Consider the following 16,781-nt stretch of genomic DNA (forward strand, 5'->3'; position numbering starts at 1 on the left):
CCATACCGTCTGGATGCCTGCCCACTGACGCAGGATCACTTCCAACTCTCGGTTATGTCCTCAATACGCTTTGACAGTTGGGCGGAGCCGCAGCGGGCGCGTGGAGTGACGACGAGGACGGCCACGAACTGTCGTGCTATCGATTATGTGTGCCAGTCATCCGTCAGCCCAAGTTCGAACAAGGTCTCAAGGAGAGCGTCCCAAATACCCCGTTCGGCCCAATGGCAGAAGCGTACATAAACGGAATACCATTTTCCGTGGCGCTCATGCATGTCGCGTCAGGGACAACCGGGCCGGAGAACATGCAGCATGCCGTTCAGATACTGCCGATTATCGTGCGACGGTCGAGACTTTCTACCGCGTTCGTTGGGCAGTAGCGCCTCGATGATCCATCATTCCATATCCGTGAGGTCCCCGCGAGCCGAAACTGCCTCCTCAAAGGCAGTCATGAATCCCGCTTCTGGTGACCACTTTGTCATCAGAGCCTAAACCATCGGAAATGCCTTTCGCGACCGGCTGATTTTTCTGTGGAAGGAAGAGTGGTACATCGTGCCAGTCAGACGGCAGGAATCGAGAACCTTTTCCTCACCGGGGCTAGCGGCTTTGATAGCGAGCGGTCCGGTTTTATATCCAACAGCGGTGTTCCATCCAGGCAATCAAGACCACGTACAACAATCGAGTTCCCAGATACCCTCTCCACTTTCACAATCGATGTTCCGATCGGATTGGGCCTCACAGGTGCTCGTAGGGAGAAAGCACCGTGAATCTCTCCATCGTCAGCGGGACTTAGTAGGACGATATCGCGTGGTGACTGGTGCAACCAATATAGAACCTCAAGTTGCGAATACGCCTCGACCCCCTTTAGCGCCACGGCCCACGGTTCTGAAATTTCAAGTGTGCATAGTGGCCCGGATTCACTGCCCTGCCGAGGAGTGTCAGCTCGACTTTTCCAAGGGGTCCGGATCTTTCCAACAAAGAAAAGCGATGCGTCGCCTTCTTCGGGTAGCGTGACCGCGACTTCGTTTGTTCGCAATCTGGTTGAGTGCATGACAGCTCCTGCCAAGTCTAGTGAGCCAACAGATATCGCTTCGCTCGCAGAATCTTGTAAGAGGTGAGTTAACGGGTTATTTCAGGTTCGCCGCATTTGATTTCAGTTGTAACATGCTTCTGCCGAGGCAGGCTGTGCGGCATTGCGGTACTCAACCCGCACCGCTCGGCAACGATGACCCCAGATAATCCCGTCTCGCGCAAACGAAAGGGTGCCGTGACAGCCGTTCAAAGCTGATCACTTCGTTGGCTTAGAATATGCGCGGTAACGCCGACAAGGTGTCGTCATTTAACGCTGGAGACCACCAGGTTGACCCCACGCCCGTTGAAGCTTGTTAGAATTTCCGCGCGGCGTAAGGAAAACTAAGGCTTCTTTTTAAGCATCGTTGACAAGGCAAAAACCAGTAATCCCATTATCCAAAAAAATGAGAACTCCGTATAGAACTGACAAAAATATGTATCTCCTGAATCTTCACTATAAAGAGTGAGCAAAATTTTATATAGTGGAAAATATATAAATCCTGGAGTGAAAATTATCGCGGCGTAGACAAGCATTTTTTTGGTCGACGTTTTCATGTTTGCCTCATTCGGCTGCAAGACGCGATAGGTAATTATCGATAGCAAGAGATTCGTTTCGTTAATAAACTTGGATTAAACACAGCAGTGTTAACGTGCTACGTAGGCCGTTTCCCAGTGGATCAGTATCGCGGCGCCGGACAAGAGAACAATCATCAGACTGCTCATCAATTGGTTCTCGTGGACATGCATCTGGCCCAGTCTATGTTGAAGACGCCGCCTAATTCAGTCGACATTTAATCGCGCGCTACACATGGCGTCGAAATGCTTAAGTGCCCGCTTCGACGTAGGCATCCGTTGAATGCCGCAGTCCAGGCTCTTGATCGTGCATGTTATGCTTCTGAAGCAAGGCTAGGGCACGTTGAACGACTGATGGCATCCGCTTTCAGCCCTTCCCGACATATGTGCGGCAATTTCAATGTGAATATGATGTAGTAGAGCTACGAGCGTAGCTCTCCTTCTTTAGAGAGGTTTCAAGTCTATTAGATCCTCAATATCTTCTAGAATGTGCGTGGGATTGCTGCACGCCAAAGCCTCTCTCTTAGCATAACCCCACGTAACTCCCGCGGAGGCAACGTTTTGACTCATCGCTGCCTCAATATCACGTACCTCATCTCCGACAAGAAGCACTTCATTCCGGGACCTTTCAAACCGACGAAGTATCTTATTGATCCTTTTGCCCTTCCCAAATATTGGCGAGCTGCCCTCTATATAAGCAAAGTATCTCTCCAATGGCCCGAGCACGCGCTGAATATTTTCAACGCTGTTCGAACTTAAGATTGCAAGCTCGACCCCTTGATCTTGGAGGAGAAACAAGACCTTTTCTGTCCTAGGGAACATATCGAACGTGGCTTCGCGAGCCAGTTTACGCAAGTCTCTCACGATCAGAGGAATGCGCCACACCGGTACTCTCATCCACTTCAGAACCTGGCAAACTGAAAGGCCCCGCAGATATTCAATCTGAGTGTCGCTGGGCGATACGAATCGGTGACGTTCGGACATTTCCCTCAGAGCGCGTATCATCCAGGCGCCGCTGTCGGCCAATGTACCATCAAAATCAAATATAATTAGCTTATAAGCATCATTTTTAGCCATTCATACTTTCCATATTTCGTATGCACGCCATATTTCCATCAAAAATATATCAGGAATACTAGGGTTGTTCCTGTTGGCGGCGATCTCGCTTCAGGTCTATCACTCCCTGAATGCTGGTTAAACAGAAACTGTGTTTCAACGGTAACATTCGCGATCGGTTTGCTGCCGGGGTATGCTGGGAGCGACATCCCTCGTTACTCAACGCTAACGAATTAAATCACACGGCTAAGAAGTATCTGGTGAGTCAACGCGCACCACCTTTGTGACGGCGCGCTAGGCCAAAGACGGAATTTGCAGCAGTTCGACCATCAAATCGAGCACGCCATCTTTCGACCCCTCATGCGAACTCGGTGGAACAAAGGAGACCGACCAACTTAACGAACGTTTGGAACGCCGGCGAAGTATGTAGCCTTGCTTTTTGTTTCTGCTCGGAACCTGCCAAAATAAATTCAGTGTTTCAGTTGAAACGCGGTTTTTTCCAACATGCATTGCTAGGACTGCTCAATGCACCAATATGCCGACCCAGAAAGAGGGCCAAGCATTGATGTGCAAATTTCTTGAAGCAGCAAAAAGCCTGTTGATGAGACCATGGCGGGTGTCCGTCAAACGGGAAAGGTCATCAAACTCTTCTTCGTGCACGATTGTGTATATCTGTGAGGCAGAGTTGCAGGTAAGAGATTGCGTGCAATTATGCATTGATCGAAAAGTCGACTATTTGATAGTCGAAAAATTTAGCCACCATCGTTTTGATAGACATTCTGTTTTTGTCCGCGGGTATCGCGAGCTTTGCATTGAGGTCGAATTTGCTGACCTTCTCGTTATTGTTCGTGACTTTTATGACAACGGATTTGACGTCCAAGACGTTTGATTAGGTGCACCGACAGATCGCGTTCCTTAAGGAGATCGATCAACATATAGAGCGAAGTCTTAGCCGTCTCAATTCTTGCGCTGGGTACTATGGCCGACCGCGGCGGAAGGCAAGTATGCCCATCATCAAGTCCGCCATCCACGTTCCATCACAACTTTCGCCACCCAACTGGAACCAGTCATGTTCAATACCAGAAGACCCTTCGAGTCTGCGCCGCAAGGAAATCTGATGGTGACAAAACACCTGAATGCCGACAGCGCCGCTGCAAGGGTTGGCGACGAAAGTGTCCAGCAATTTAGCCGCGAATATGCTCGAATGTTCGAGGCTCCGCCCAAGCGGGATGGGATGTGCAAAGCGTCTGGCGCGGCCTACCGTAAGTGCGAGCAACATGTGCACCGACACAAATTCCCGAAGTTTAGATCGCCGGAGGCGTTGAAATCGACGGTATCCTGACCTTGGCAGACGCTGGATTTGATGTGCTAGGAGAAGTTTCCTTCTTGGGGGACCTTCGGTTGATCGAGGCGAATTTCTGTGAAACAAAGCAAACCTGAGTGGACAAATGATATTGCGGCTCGGTGAGCCAAAACGTCTCACGTACCCCACGAGAGCGCCTTGATCTTTTCGCCAACACTGTCGATAACGCCGGATCGCGCGACACATGGTTCTCGTCGTCGTCTCGTAGTTCGCAACAATTCTACGAAATAATTGAGGTTACCTCCCTCGGACGTCGGGGGCGCGGCTTTTGAGTTCTTCACGCGCGAGATTGAGGGTGTCACTTATAGTCTGTTGCAGGGGCCTTGCAGAGCGCATCTTCTCAAGGTCACTGCCTTGACCGAGGCTGAGATTGCTTCTAACTGAACTTTCTATGTCTGCCAGCCGCTCATCGACAGTTGGCTTTTGCGTGGAGCGCCAAGTGGCCTTCTCGTACTCATCTTGCGCCCTCAACCAATCATAGCGTTCCTTCTGCGATTGAATGAGTGCTGCCATATCAGGATTATTGACCACGGTATCAAGCATCCTCGCCTTCAGGCTATCTTCCATGTGGGGCAATGCCTTGAACAAGGCGTAAGTTCCACTGAAGTTTTCATCGCTTGGCAACTCATCGGTAAAGGGGGTGGAAAAGTGCTCAAGCATTTTCTCGACAAGACGTCGACGATCTTCCGAGCTAAATTCACCGACATGGGGCGCAACATACTCAAGCGCGTGACCTTGATCGTACGGTTCTGCGATATTCAATATATGATCTACGAGCGCTGATTTTCGTTGCGGTGTTTGCAGCTTTAAAGTTCCCCCGATTGCATCAATTCTCTCCCCGGCCAGGGCGTAGTCCCTTGGCAAGGCTGGACGAAACTCAGGATGCTCAGAGAATCCTTCTGTGGGAACCGCGTGGTCATATAAGGCCTTGCTTGCTGCGCCAAGTCTATTGATTTGTCCGTGAAATCTTCCTCCAGCACTACGCTCAACACTTTCCTTTACAGATTTATTAGAGAGCTTAAGGTTTGAGATATTCCTTGCAGTCTCAACAGGATCGTTAGTGACCATGCCATCCACGATCCGGGAGATCAGATCGTCGCTCATTACGCGATGGAAGGGTGACACCTCTTTTTCTATGGGTTGCCGCTGTGTCTGTGAATTGGATACAATATTCTGCATATATCTCACTCCGCGGAAATCTTGCGATCCGACCACAATATCAAATAAGACCGCGCCGGTTATAAGAATAACGTTTCAACTGAAATTTCTGTTTGCCGTCATGCCGCGCTGTCTGAGTGATTTTCGAGCGGATTAGGCTGTTGAACTGGAAAATCGAAGGGGGCCTCGACGCTGGAGTCCAAGCCATCAAACCTATCGAATATAGCGGTGGATCGTAAGCGTCCGGTGAGCCTGTAGTAGAAATTTTCATCGAACATCGGAAGTTACGTCCATAACTTTGTCGTCAGCGACGTCATCGCGGATAAACTATGGACCTTATGAAGATTTTGACAGGGGTCGAGCGTCGGCGTGACTGGTCTGATGACGATAAGCTACAGATATTGGAAGAGGCTGCCGCTTCAGGCGCAAGGATCGTGGATGTCGCCCATCGGCACGATATCCGTCCCCAGCAGATTTACACCCGGCGCAGGGAAGTTCGCGGCGACCAACCCAGTGGTTTCGTTCCTGCTGTTGCGCTGATTGCGTCGGAGCCGATCAGTGAAGCGGAGCGGCCGAATGCGACGGCCAAACCTACGACTGCGAAGCGCTCGGTAAAACCATCGCGCATTGAGATCGGTTGCAAGGGCGTTTGTGTTTTGAAGGTCGAGGCTGATACCGCACCTGACGTGCTGAAGGCGCTGATCCGCTCGTTGAAGGGGCATGATAGTGAAGGGTGCAAATTACCGGGTCACTCTTGCCTGCGGCGTAACCGAGATGCGCAATTTAGCGCCGCCAATAATTATGCGGAGTCGGAGACGACGATGGGCGCAGGAAGGGTCACTGTCAATCGGGCCTGTGATTGTGACTTAGTCAATTCTGTTTTGTCCGAGCCGGGGTCATGGTCCTTTACTTTTACGAGAGTTCGGATGCCGCCGGTGAGGCAGTTCACCAGTTCAAGCGCGAGGCGGCCGAGTATCCTGAATTTGGAAATCGGCTTATCTCGTGAAAATTCAGATCCGCGCAGTTTCGCCGGATGTGGCGCGTGTGTCACTGAATGAAGGCATCTAGAGGCTCATCAAAACCTACGAAATAATCGAAACGATTGACGACACAGATCAAGCCGGCACCCGCTGAGGAACACGATGGGCGACGCCACCACTAGACGCGCAGCTTAAGCACGTAAACCAAGCGATACAGCCATATCCGCCCTCACACGATGATTGTCCGCACTTGACTTTGCCAGCTGTCAGTTGACGACGACCTTGGGAATGAAGCCAAGAATACTGATCAAGGTTTTCACGGCGCTCATCTGCGCATGCATTTCGATGATCGCTTCAATGTATCGAACATGCTGTGGGCCGCCGGCTTCTTTTCCGGTTTTGTAGGTCTCCGGGAGAGCCTGGAAGAGTTCATCGGCTTTTGCCACCAATCGCCGGTGCGTCCTGATAGCGTCAACCGTGATGGTTTCCAGATCCGCCGGAGGTAATCCTCGCGTCAGCCCGATCAATGGGCGGAGCTCGACCTTATTCGTTACGATTGCATCTTCCAGTTCCATTCCTCACCTAACCCTGGTTGGCCGCGGTACGCCCCCGCTGACGTTGAACCCTGTGAACCCTTGCCGGGGGTTAGAATCCGAGATGAATCGGCCCTGCGACCTTTAGCCGGAGCCTGGACATACGCCGCAGGCCCCCGGACACAAAGTCAGAGGGTTCCTGGCGCCATTCCGGTCAGCGCCAACCGTTCATCTGCGGATTCTAAGCCGCAACGCAGCGCGTACTGCGTCAACCACCCTTATAAGAGTCATTCCATGGAGAAGCCAGTCGTGATGAGGATCGCGTAGGTGCAATTTTTCACGAAACCGCCGTCAGAGATGATTTCACGCGCCTGTCGGATTAGTTTTGAGCTAATTTTTCGCTTTCACGTTGCTCGCGGCGCTGCTTGCGTCGTTCCTGAACGATCAGGAAAGTCTGACGGGCGTTCAGCCGATCCTCATCTCTGACGGCGCCGAAGGGTTCACCAACATATCATGGCGCAAGGCATCCGGCCGCGCGGTCGCATAAAGATACGCCGCACTGTGCGTGTACCGGCGCAGCGCTTTGTGCAGATCCGACAGTGCCGCACCCGGTCTCAACAATCTCTCGATGTCATCATTGATCCCGATCCTGAACGGCAGGACTATCTCCCCTTCAGCCGAAGGAAGAACTGCAATTGGCCCAGTTAACAAGGCGTTTACCGCCTTGGCCGCTCCAAACGAGTACCGATCGACCTTGATCGGACCGCGGGAGGCTTTCCATGGGCTGATAGGCTTCGAGTTGCTGCCCTTAATTCATCCTGCCTTAGACGCGTTAGAACTAACTGAAATTCGCTGGATTGTCGAAGAACGCTTCGCATTTCGCCTTGTTAAGCCGCACATCAAAGCTCCCAAAATAGAAGTATTTGAAGCTCTTGATGAAGTGCTTGTATCCAAGTTTGTCGTAGTCCCGCGTCTGGCGGACATATGCGAAATCGAGCGTCGGCGAGCGGGAAGTCCTGCTTGAGCCGACATGCGGTGCGCGATCAGCCTCGACAATGTCGAAATGCGCGAACTTACCGTCGGGTGTCAGAAAATACTCGACGCGCCAGTTAGCGGGATCCGGTTTGGGGATCTTGATGCGGCGGGCTTTACGGAGGATGTCGGCTGCCTGCTTTGCAAGACCGCCCCTGAAAAAGTCATCCTGCTCCATCGCCCAGAAAAAATAGTCCGGGTCCGTCAGCAACAACTGCGGTAGCGTTTTACCCTTATACTTACCTATTGGCATCTCTAACCACATGATCGCCTCCGCATACACCGTGCGAAAGATATTGTGTTGATCTGGAGCGTCTTCAATGATCCGTCCGAGCTGAATATGCTGCAGGCAGCGGCAAGCCTGCAGGGAGTCCGGGTGGCGCGATTCCAATTTCATCGCACTCTGGCGGCAGGCTTAACGCTCTTGAGCGCCGATCCCCGACAGGTCGATCCTGATGCCGGCCTTGTTTGGATCAGACGAGACAGCTTCGGATGAAGCATCTTCATCTCTTGGATTTTCGCGAGAGTCGTTTTTTGTTTCGGCTTCGTCACTTTGGGTTGAAGCGGGTTGAGCAAGTTTTCCCTGACCAGGATCTTCGGCCCGAAACACCGCCAGCCCCTCAAAATATCCCGTCTGCCAAGCGATGACCGCATCATCCATAACCTGTGGCAGGACGTCTTTTGCTGTGGGATTGCCGTACCATTTAATGACGATGCGAAAGACCTTGGCAAACAGTGCTGTCCCCATGCGGATATTCTCACAAGGCTCGACCATTTCCGGCTTCAATTGACCGGCCTCGACGATTCCGACCCCTGCCGGATACTGGGTGATGCCAACGCGAACGGTGTTGCGTCCGAGATTGTCGCGGATGAGAGCCAAAGCCTCTTCCGGCGTTGTCGGCTTTGGCACCAGAACCATGCTGTTGCCTGAGCGCACGGTGACAGCCAGCGGATCCTGCGATCCTGCCTTCGCGATGAATTTCTCGACGATTGCTGGCTTCAGGGAGGGGTCGGCGCATTGCTGGACAAGGACGGCATCGAGCATCCCGGGTACTCCCTATGTGTTGAAGGTCATAACGACGGGCAGGTCAAAGAGCCTTGCCCAGGCTGAGACGCTCGCTTTTTGGATTGCGACGATCGATGTGTTTTCCGTCCACCAGCCATTGCCGACGGCAACGATCACCTCGGGCGAGTGCAGCATCGATTGAAGGATCGGCCAGAGAATGAGCTGCTCGTAGCAAATCAGCGGCGCGACCCTTGCTCCGTCAACCTCAACCACCGGATTGCCGAAGAAGTCGGCCCGCGCGCCACCTCCTTGCCCGGTCCATGGCAACCATGGTTGCCACATCGATCCGGGAACCGGCATGCGCTCGCGATAGAGGATGTTCGATTTATCGGCCGATATCGCCACCATCACATTGTCGTAGCCTTTGGGATCGACGACGGCAGCACCAGCGATGACGATGCGGTCCGAGCCGCGGAGACCTTCACGCCAGAGCCGCGCAACGGTCGGCGTCCAGAAGCCGAGCGCACTTTCGGGCAGCACCGCAACATGTACGTCCGGCTGCTCAGCAATCGTCCGACGCACTGTCGCGATCAGGTCACGGTGATAGTTAAGCGAGCCATCGCGCCCAAGGTCTCCCCCTCGTTTCAGATCGACGGCCATCCATCCGGGTGTTAGTTTCGGGGGCGTCCAGTTCGTGGCGGACCAGACGTAAAGTCCTCCGAGGACTGCGACCGCGATTTGCCATCTTCGACCGGTCATGAGGACCAACAGGATCGCGGTCGCGCCAAGGCCTGACCAACCCCGCCCGGGAAACAAGACGCCGGCGGCTGTCAGCGGATGCGCCCAGCCCGTGATGCCAAATGGCGGCAGTCCTGTCAGCGCCATGGCGAGCAGATAGCGGAGCGCTCTCGCCGCGTCCGTCCCCCTCTTCCCCGAAGAGTCTCCGCCACGAGGTTTCGTCCAGCACACTGCATGGACGATGACGAAGGATGCGGAAGCCATCACCCAAAGCGCCAGACCGGGCCAAAGATCGGCGGCATAGAAGTTCGCCACGCCCTGCGGCAATCCGCGCGAGGCCGCCAGGAAATAGCCCGCCGCAACAAGTGCGGCGATCATACGTGACGGCGCCATTGCCCAGAGCAACGGAAAGAACATGGCGAGCGGGAGAAGAAGCACCTCGCCGCTCCAGCCGATCCTCCCACAGGCAATCGAGGCGATGATCAGAAGGATGGGTTTCCAGCGCTCGTTCCTCTGGTCGTCACCGCGATCACGGATCGAAGGTGAGGACCGGCCGCGCCAGGCCGACCAGACCGGAATCCGGAACCGGGCCAAAGTATCGACTATCATAGGAGCTCGCGAAGGATGAGTGAAGGAAGAGATGATACGGCGGCACAACGCCGCCGGGATCAGGCAAGAGCATCCTGCCCTCGCCGTCCGTGCGCCACACAGACGATGCGGGAACCAGACGACCGTCGATGAACACGCGATCGGTGATGTCGACACGCTGTCCGGGAAGTGCTGCGACCGTCTTGATCAGCGGCGCAAAGCCGCCGGCGCAAAGCCCTCGGCGCAGATATCCGCGCCGCCATGCGTCTGCGAAGACAGCTGTCATGGGTGGGCATAAAAACACCAGATCGCCGATCGCGACCGGACGCTGAAGCTCTTCGATACGCCAGAGGCCGAGCGGCTCGCTTGGGGTCAGGTTCAGGCGATAGCCACCCGTGAACGCCGTCGCCGTCACTACGGACATGACGACGGCGGCGCCCGCGAGAAACTGAAGAATCCTCTTCCGTCTCATTGCTTCAGCACCGGTGCCTGGCGCTGGGTTAGACGCTGTTCCTCGGCTTGCCTTAGCGATTGAGCGGTGCGCTCGTGGGCCGCGAGCTGTTGCGCTGTCCGCATCACCGGCCAGGCTTGTTTGAGCTGCTGCTTCTGCTCCGGCGTCATGCCCTCAGAGAGTTTTTCGTACAGCGTTCCGGAAGGCTCGCGCGCGGCGTTGTTCAGCAGCGTTCGTTCCCCGAACCGCTCCGTAACCGACTGACTGAACCCGTCGATTTCGAGCTTGGTTTCACGATTGCTGAGCGCGTAGGCCATCGCCGCCGGAAGATCGTTGCGGTCGATGGCGTCACGCACCCGCTCCAGCACAACACGCGCTGCCGGCGACAGTGCCGGAATGTCGATCGAGACCCGCTGGCGCAGCGTCTGCTCGTCCGCCTGGTGCCGCATCGTGGCAGTCTCGCGCATCTGAAGATATTGCTCAAGATCGCGCTTGAGAGAAGGCACATTCACCTCGGCGATGCGACGTGCCTCGCGCTCTGCCTTGCCTGCCAGAATGCCGGTCTTGCCCTTCAATGGACCGATAGTCTCCGGCTCCGCCTCAAGCTTTTGGAGGACCTGCTTCGCCATCTCCTTATCTGCCAGAACCGTATCGAAGTTGATGGCGCGGAAGGCGGTTACGGGATCGGCGAAGACGTAGCGGAAGCGCGCCGAGACCTCCTCCCATTGCTGCTTCAGCGTGGGATCGGCGCCGAGCTTGTCACCGATCGTGTCGGCAACAGAGCCGGAGAATGTCTTGATGCCTGCGACCATGGGCGCGGCCTCCTTCATCGTTTGGGTTTTTGGGGATTGGTCGGAGCCGAGGCGCTCACCGAGCGCACGAAGCCTATGAACGAGATCGGAAACCTTTGTTTTTTGGCGCAGCGTCCAGTCGAGCCGGTCGCGCAGCATTGTTCGAGCCACCTGCATGATGTGCAGGCCACGGTTTTCGGCAAAGCGGAGGGCCTCGCGGTAGAGTTTGCCGCGCTCGTAATCGAGCGTCGTCTCCTTGGCGTTCTTTCGAGAAAGAACCTTTGCCAGGCCACCGTTGAAGGCGAAGGAACGGCGCCCGTAATAGAGCTGAAGATCCTCGCGATGGCGGGTCATCGCGACATAGGTCAGATGCCGATCGAGCGACAGAGAGGCCAGCACCTTGACCCTGTCGACAGTGGCGCCCTGAGACTTGTGGATGGTCGTCGCATAGCCGTGATCGAGATTTCTGTAGAAGCGTTGTTCGACCACAACATGCCGCCGATGATCCCGATCCCCGACCACCGCAACGATGCGGTTCGGCGCAGCCTCAACGACATGGCCGATCATGCCGTTCTTTACCCCAAGTGAGGTCTCATTCTTCAGGAAGACGATCTGATCGCCTGCGTCGAAACGGCGTTCGCCGTCAGCCGTTCTAAAGACGTGGCCCTCGCCGACGATGCCGCGCTCGACCAGCTTCTCGCGCGCCATGACGTTGAGCATGCGCACGTCGCGGCGCAGATGGGCGAGGATCAATGTCGTCTTCGTCTGGTCGTAATCATGGTTCCAGTGGGCGATCAGGCGCTCAACCGCTTCCGCCTTCAGACGTTCGCCAACAATTCCCGCATTGGCATTGTAGAGCGCCAACGCCTTCTCGACATTGCCGCGCGCCAGATCGAGCGACGCCTTGCGCATCCAGTCCTCGCGCTGGCGATAGATCGTTTCGAGTTCAGCGTAACCAATCCGATCGACAATGGCGCGGAAGGCAGCGCCCGCCTCAATGGGCTGCAGCTGTTCGGGGTCGCCGACCAGCACGATCTTTGCCCCTGCCCTGACGACGGCATCGACAAAGCCCGCCATCTGTTTCGAGGCTACCATGCCGGCCTCGTCCATGACGAAGACGGTCTTATTGTCGAGCACGTCACGACCGCGGTTCCAGCGCAGCTCCCAGGATGAGAGCGTGCGGCTCTCGATGCCGGCTTCGCTCGAAAGGCCCTCCGCCGCTTTGCCGGCGAGCGCGCCACCAACGACACGATATCCGGCCAGCTCCCACGCCTCCCGCGCCGCCTTCATCATCGTGGTCTTGCCAGCACCCGCGCGTCCGACGACGGCGGCGATACGGGCAGGTCCTGCAATGCGCTCGATCGCTGCTTTCTGCTCGTCGGACAGCCGCTCATGCCGCTTGAACGTGGCTTCGAGAGCGGAGTGGGAAACGCCCCTTCCCTCCCGGTTCGACAGCCATGTTGCCTGCCACGCCATCGTCGCTTCCAGCCGAATCATCGCTCGCGTCGAATAACGCGCCGGCACTTTCTTTGCGGTCGCAAAATCGATCGTTTCGCGCTGCAGCCGCAGCACTTCCGGGTTCAGGATGATCCTGACCATGAGTTGTTGGAAGACTGCGGGATCGTCGATATAGCGATGCAATACCTTGGCTATATCGCGTTCGTCGAAGACGCTCTTTTCCCGCGTGATCAGGTCGAGCACGATGGCGGGATTGCGTAGGATCCGGCGGGCATTTTCCGAGCGTCGCTCCTCGTTCAGCTCGATCCGCTCCAGCTCCGGCCTGACACCCCGGCTCGCCGCTTTGCGCTCGATCGCCTTGGCACCGACGCCGAGATGGATGGTGGGCTCAAGTTCGATACCCTGCTTCTCGTAGGAGCGTCCATCGATGCGAAGATCGATCTCGGCAAGCGCCAAATGATGGTTCTGTCGCTCGAACCACCCATCCCGCAGCACGTTGAAGGCATCGGTCGATCCGCCCCAAAGTTCGTAGAGAATCTTGCCGGACTTCGTCCGCACCGGCTGGCCGTCCTCGCCGATGACCGCGACTTTCTTCGACCCGAAGCCGTCCTCGGAGAGAGGCCGTAACGTGCTCATCAAATGGACGTGCGGATTGCCGGGATTGTCGTGATAGACCCAGTCCGCCACCATGCCTTTCGCCCGGATGTGTTTCTCGACGAAATCACGGACCAGGGCGATGTTCTGCTCGGGTGTGAGCTCCAGCGGCAGTGCAATCGTCAGGTCGCGGGCCAGCTGCGCGTCGGAGCGTTTTTCGAAAGCCTCGACCTTGTTCCAGAAGGCTTCGACCGCGCCCGAAACCGCACGATCCGCAATGAGCGCTTTCGCCCATTTCGGGGCATCGGCAGGAAGCATGAATTCCTCATGCAGCAAGCCCTGCTTGCGCGTGTAGTCGATGGTGCGGGCTTCACGCTCGTATTCCATCTTCGCGCAGTGCCGGTAGGCCGCGGACAGCACCACGCTGCGGCCGTCGCCGCGGCTGATGATGCTGGCTGAGAAGTGTGCGATGGCCACGGCGATAAAAGCTCCCGGTTCGAACCTTGTTCGTCGGGAGCGGCCAGGCGATTCCGGGCCTCTGAGCAAGACGTCGCGCCACGACGTATAATTGCGCCCTTGGACCCTTGGAGCCATTCCTTCGGAACAGTCGGGATCATCCACCAAAGCGAGCGATCTGCCGATGTGCAGATCTGCACATGTCTTTTCCAGCGCATCCGGGAGACTCTGGGCGTCGCAAGAGCAACGCCCAGAGTTCAAAGGAGCAACCGGAATGAAGAAGCCGTCATCGAAGATCAGGGAGGAAATCGCAAGACTCCAGGATCAGCTCAAGCAGGCCGAGACCCGTGAGGCTGAACGCATTGGTCGCATCGCACTGAAAGCCGGCCTCGGGGAGATCGAGATCGACGAGGCGGACCTTCAGGCGGCCTTGGAGGAGATCGCCAAACGGTTTCGCGGAGGCAAAGGTATTGCAACCGGAAAGAAGGATTCCGGAGATGGCCGAAACGCAAGCGGGGCCTCCACGGCGCAGTCGTCTGGCGCGGATGCGGGCGGCATTGGTGAGGCTTGAGCGGATGGCAAAGACGATAACATCAGATGCGCGCAAGAAGGGCACGCGCGAAAAAATCGAACTCGGCGGCCTGATCGTCAAAGCCGGACTGCGCTACGAGAAGCGTTCTCTGCTGCTCGGCCTGCTGATCGACGCCAACAGACGGATCAGGGGCGACGAGACGGAGAAGGCCCGACTCGCGGCAATCGGCGCGGAGGCCTTTGGCAATGAGGGCGAATAGGCTGCTACTGGCAATCCTGCCCGCGGCGATCATGCTCGCGGCGATGATCCTGACGTCAGGCATGGAATATCGGTTGTCGGCGCTCGGAACATCAGCGCAAGCGAAGCTGATGCTGGGAAGGGCTGGTCTCGCCCTGCCTCATGTGGTGGCTGCCGCGATCGGCGTCGTCGCGCTCTTTGCCGCCAATGGTTCGACGCATATCAAGGTGGCCGGTTTGAGCGTTCTGGCAGGAAGTGCTGTGGTCATCATCATCGCCATGACACGCGAAACGATCCGCCTGGCTGGTGTTGCCGGCAATGTGCCAGCTGGCCAAACGGTTCTCGCATATGCCGATCCGGCAACGATGATTGGCGTTGGCGTCGCCTTCATCGGAAGCGTCTTTGCCTTGCGGGTTGCGATCAAGGGGAATGCAGCCTTCGCAATGGCTGCACCAAAGCGGATCGGTGGCAGGCGTGCAGTCCATGGCGAGGCCGACTGGATGAAGATGCAGGAGGCCGGAACGCTGTTTCCTGAGCACGGCGGCATCGTCATCGGCGAGCGGTATCGCGTTGATCGCGATAGTGTTGCCGCCATGCCGTTCCGGGCCGATGACAAGCAAAGCTGGGGCGGCGGCGGCAAGGCGCCACTGCTCTGCTTCGATGGTTCCTTCGGCTCGTCGCATGGCATCGTCTTTGCCGGTTCCGGTGGATTCAAAACGACCTCAGTAACAATACCGACCGCGCTCAAATGGGGCGGCGGTCTCGTTGTGCTGGATCCGTCAAGCGAGGTTGCTCCGATGGTCAGCGAGCACCGGCGCCAGGCCGGCCGGAAGGTGATCGTGCTCGATCCCACAGCGTCTGGTGTCGGCTTCAATGCGCTGGACTGGATTGGCCGTCATGGCAATACGAAGGAAGAAGACATCGTCGCCGTCGCCACCTGGATCATGACCGACAATGCACGCACAGCGTCCGCCCGCGACGACTTCTTTCGCGCCTCGGCCATGCAGCTTCTAACCGCACTCATCGCCGACGTTTGTCTGTCCGGCCATACCGATGAGAAAGAGCAGACGCTGCGCCGTGTCCGGGCTAATCTTTCCGAACCGGAGCCCAAGCTTCGGGCACGTTTGACGAAGATTTATGAACAGTCGGAATCCGACTTCGTGAAGGAGAACGTCGCGGTTTTCGTCAACATGACGCCGGAGACGTTTTCCGGTGTCTACGCCAATGCGGTCAAGGAAACACACTGGCTGTCGTACACGAACTATGCCGCCCTCGTTTCTGGTGACAGTCTCTCAACTGACGATCTCGCCGAGGGCGGAACGGACATCTTCATCGCACTTGATCTGAAGGTGCTGGAAGCGCATCCCGGCCTGGCGCGTGTCGTCATCGGCTCGCTGCTCAACGCCATTTACAATCGCAATGGTGATGTGAAGGGGCGCACGCTATTTCTGTTCGATGAAGTGGCCCGTCTCGGATTCCTGCGCATCCTTGAAACGGCCCGCGATGCCGGTCGCAAATATGGTATCACGCTAACGCTGATCTTCCAGTCGCTCGGCCAGATGCGCGAGGCTTATGGAGGGCGTGATGCGACGAGCAAATGGTTCGAATCCGCATCCTGGATTTCGTTTTCTGCAATCAACGATCCTGACACCGCTCACTACATTTCGAAGCGATGTGGCGACACCACGGTCGAGGTCGATCAAACCAATCGTTCCTCCGGAATGAAGGGATCGTCGAGATCGCGGTCGAAGCAACTCAACCGCCGGCCCCTGATCCTTTCGCATGAGGTTCTGCGCATGCGCGCCGACGAGCAGATCGTCTTCACCTCGGGCAATGCACCCCTTCGATGCGGGCGCGCCATGTGGTTCCGGCGCGAGGACATGAAGGCCTGTGTCGCAGAGAACCGGTTTCAGAAAAACTCTTTCGGCACGGACAATCCGGCTTTGAATTAGATCGAGGGAGCAACCATGAGATATTGGGAAGCCTGTGAAGCACAGGTCACAGCTGAAGAGGCAATCGAAGAATGCCGCATCCACGAGATCGACGCCGTTGCCCGCCAGCTCGACAGCGCCATCATCGATCTGCAGACCGGTGATGTCATCGCTTATGTCGATGAGGCGGGAGAATATTCTGGCGCCGATATTCTTGGATATCTGGGATATTGATG

15 protein-coding genes and 1 pseudogene are annotated in these 16,781 nt (G+C 56.3%); 5 read left to right on the forward strand and 11 right to left on the reverse strand.

Annotated elements, in window-relative coordinates; translation table 11 throughout:
- Window positions 1–120 precede the first annotated feature (120 nt).
- The 4 genes and pseudogenes from EKM04_RS23120 to EKM04_RS01000 all read right to left on the reverse strand — a co-directional run.
- Window positions 121–389: pseudogene (locus tag EKM04_RS23120) on the reverse strand (transposase); the annotation flags it as partial.
- A 167-nt stretch (window positions 390–556) separates the two neighbouring features.
- On the reverse strand, window positions 557–1,048 hold the full coding sequence (gene tsaA, locus EKM04_RS00990; protein WP_032489521.1) for a tRNA (N6-threonylcarbamoyladenosine(37)-N6)-methyltransferase TrmO: 492 nt from the start codon (window positions 1,046–1,048) through the stop codon (window positions 557–559).
- Window positions 1,049–2,085: 1,037 nt separating this feature from the next.
- Window positions 2,086–2,718: an HAD family hydrolase gene (locus tag EKM04_RS00995; RefSeq protein WP_065657607.1), complete on the reverse strand. Its 633-nt coding sequence runs from the start codon at window positions 2,716–2,718 to the stop codon at window positions 2,086–2,088.
- A 1,579-nt stretch (window positions 2,719–4,297) separates the two neighbouring features.
- The gene (locus EKM04_RS01000) at window positions 4,298–5,239 is read right to left on the reverse strand and encodes a hypothetical protein (RefSeq protein ID WP_012478144.1); all 942 of its coding nucleotides are present in this window, start codon (window positions 5,237–5,239) and stop codon (window positions 4,298–4,300) included.
- A gap of 308 nt (window positions 5,240–5,547) precedes the next feature.
- Here EKM04_RS01000 and EKM04_RS01005 point away from each other — a divergent pair, with 308 nt between their 5' ends.
- Window positions 5,548–6,276 carry a transposase gene (locus tag EKM04_RS01005; protein ID WP_173994919.1) on the forward strand — a complete coding sequence of 243 codons (729 nt, stop codon included), beginning with the start codon at window positions 5,548–5,550 and terminating at the stop codon, window positions 6,274–6,276.
- A gap of 188 nt (window positions 6,277–6,464) precedes the next feature.
- On the opposite strand, the gene EKM04_RS01010 is transcribed toward EKM04_RS01005, so the two are convergent.
- From EKM04_RS01010 to traA, 7 genes are all read right to left on the reverse strand, one after another.
- Window positions 6,465–6,773 (reverse strand): transcriptional repressor TraM, encoded by a 309-nt coding sequence (locus EKM04_RS01010; RefSeq protein WP_035258696.1) that lies wholly within the window; start codon window positions 6,771–6,773, stop codon window positions 6,465–6,467.
- Between the two features lie 423 nt (window positions 6,774–7,196).
- Entirely contained in the window at window positions 7,197–7,442 is a 246-nt protein-coding gene (locus EKM04_RS22985; RefSeq protein ID WP_158006765.1) for a ProQ/FINO family protein, read from the reverse strand.
- A gap of 127 nt (window positions 7,443–7,569) precedes the next feature.
- Window positions 7,570–8,160 (reverse strand): hypothetical protein, encoded by a 591-nt coding sequence (locus tag EKM04_RS01015; RefSeq protein ID WP_065657600.1) that lies wholly within the window; start codon window positions 8,158–8,160, stop codon window positions 7,570–7,572.
- 18 nt (window positions 8,161–8,178) lie between these two features.
- Window positions 8,179–8,808 (reverse strand): TraH family protein, encoded by a 630-nt coding sequence (locus EKM04_RS01020; protein ID WP_065657599.1) that lies wholly within the window; start codon window positions 8,806–8,808, stop codon window positions 8,179–8,181.
- 12 nt (window positions 8,809–8,820) lie between these two features.
- Window positions 8,821–10,116, reverse strand: a complete 1,296-nt coding sequence (locus tag EKM04_RS01025) for a conjugal transfer protein TraB (protein WP_081307303.1) — start codon at window positions 10,114–10,116, stop codon at window positions 8,821–8,823.
- Window positions 10,037–10,519, reverse strand: coding sequence for a conjugative transfer signal peptidase TraF (gene traF, locus EKM04_RS01030; RefSeq protein WP_410171771.1), 483 nt, complete (start codon window positions 10,517–10,519; stop codon window positions 10,037–10,039). The genes EKM04_RS01025 and traF overlap by 80 nt, the downstream gene beginning before the upstream one ends.
- Window positions 10,520–10,563: 44 nt before the next feature.
- Complete coding sequence (gene traA, locus EKM04_RS01035) at window positions 10,564–13,866, reverse strand: Ti-type conjugative transfer relaxase TraA (protein WP_173994917.1); 3,303 nt, start codon at window positions 13,864–13,866, stop codon at window positions 10,564–10,566.
- 253 nt (window positions 13,867–14,119) lie between these two features.
- On the opposite strand from traA, the gene traC reads away from it, so the two are divergent.
- Genes traC through EKM04_RS01055 form a run of 4 tightly spaced genes read left to right on the forward strand, consistent with a single transcriptional unit; the run spans window position 14,120 to window position 16,779 of the window.
- Window positions 14,120–14,416 (forward strand): conjugal transfer protein TraC, encoded by a 297-nt coding sequence (traC, locus tag EKM04_RS01040; protein WP_012478136.1) that lies wholly within the window; start codon window positions 14,120–14,122, stop codon window positions 14,414–14,416.
- Window positions 14,417–14,420: 4 nt separating this feature from the next.
- The gene (traD, locus tag EKM04_RS01045; RefSeq protein WP_065657595.1) at window positions 14,421–14,636 is read left to right on the forward strand and encodes a type IV conjugative transfer system coupling protein TraD; all 216 of its coding nucleotides are present in this window, start codon (window positions 14,421–14,423) and stop codon (window positions 14,634–14,636) included.
- Window positions 14,623–16,566, forward strand: a complete 1,944-nt coding sequence (traG, locus tag EKM04_RS01050) for a Ti-type conjugative transfer system protein TraG (RefSeq protein ID WP_173994914.1) — start codon at window positions 14,623–14,625, stop codon at window positions 16,564–16,566. Before traD ends, traG begins: the two co-directional genes overlap by 14 nt.
- A gap of 15 nt (window positions 16,567–16,581) precedes the next feature.
- Window positions 16,582–16,779 carry a hypothetical protein gene (locus EKM04_RS01055; protein WP_012478133.1) on the forward strand — a complete coding sequence of 66 codons (198 nt, stop codon included), beginning with the start codon at window positions 16,582–16,584 and terminating at the stop codon, window positions 16,777–16,779.
- Window positions 16,780–16,781 lie beyond the last annotated feature (2 nt).

It is taken from the genome of Rhizobium skierniewicense Ch11, assembly GCF_023757665.1.
GTDB classification, from domain to species: domain Bacteria; phylum Pseudomonadota; class Alphaproteobacteria; order Rhizobiales; family Rhizobiaceae; genus Agrobacterium; species Agrobacterium skierniewicense.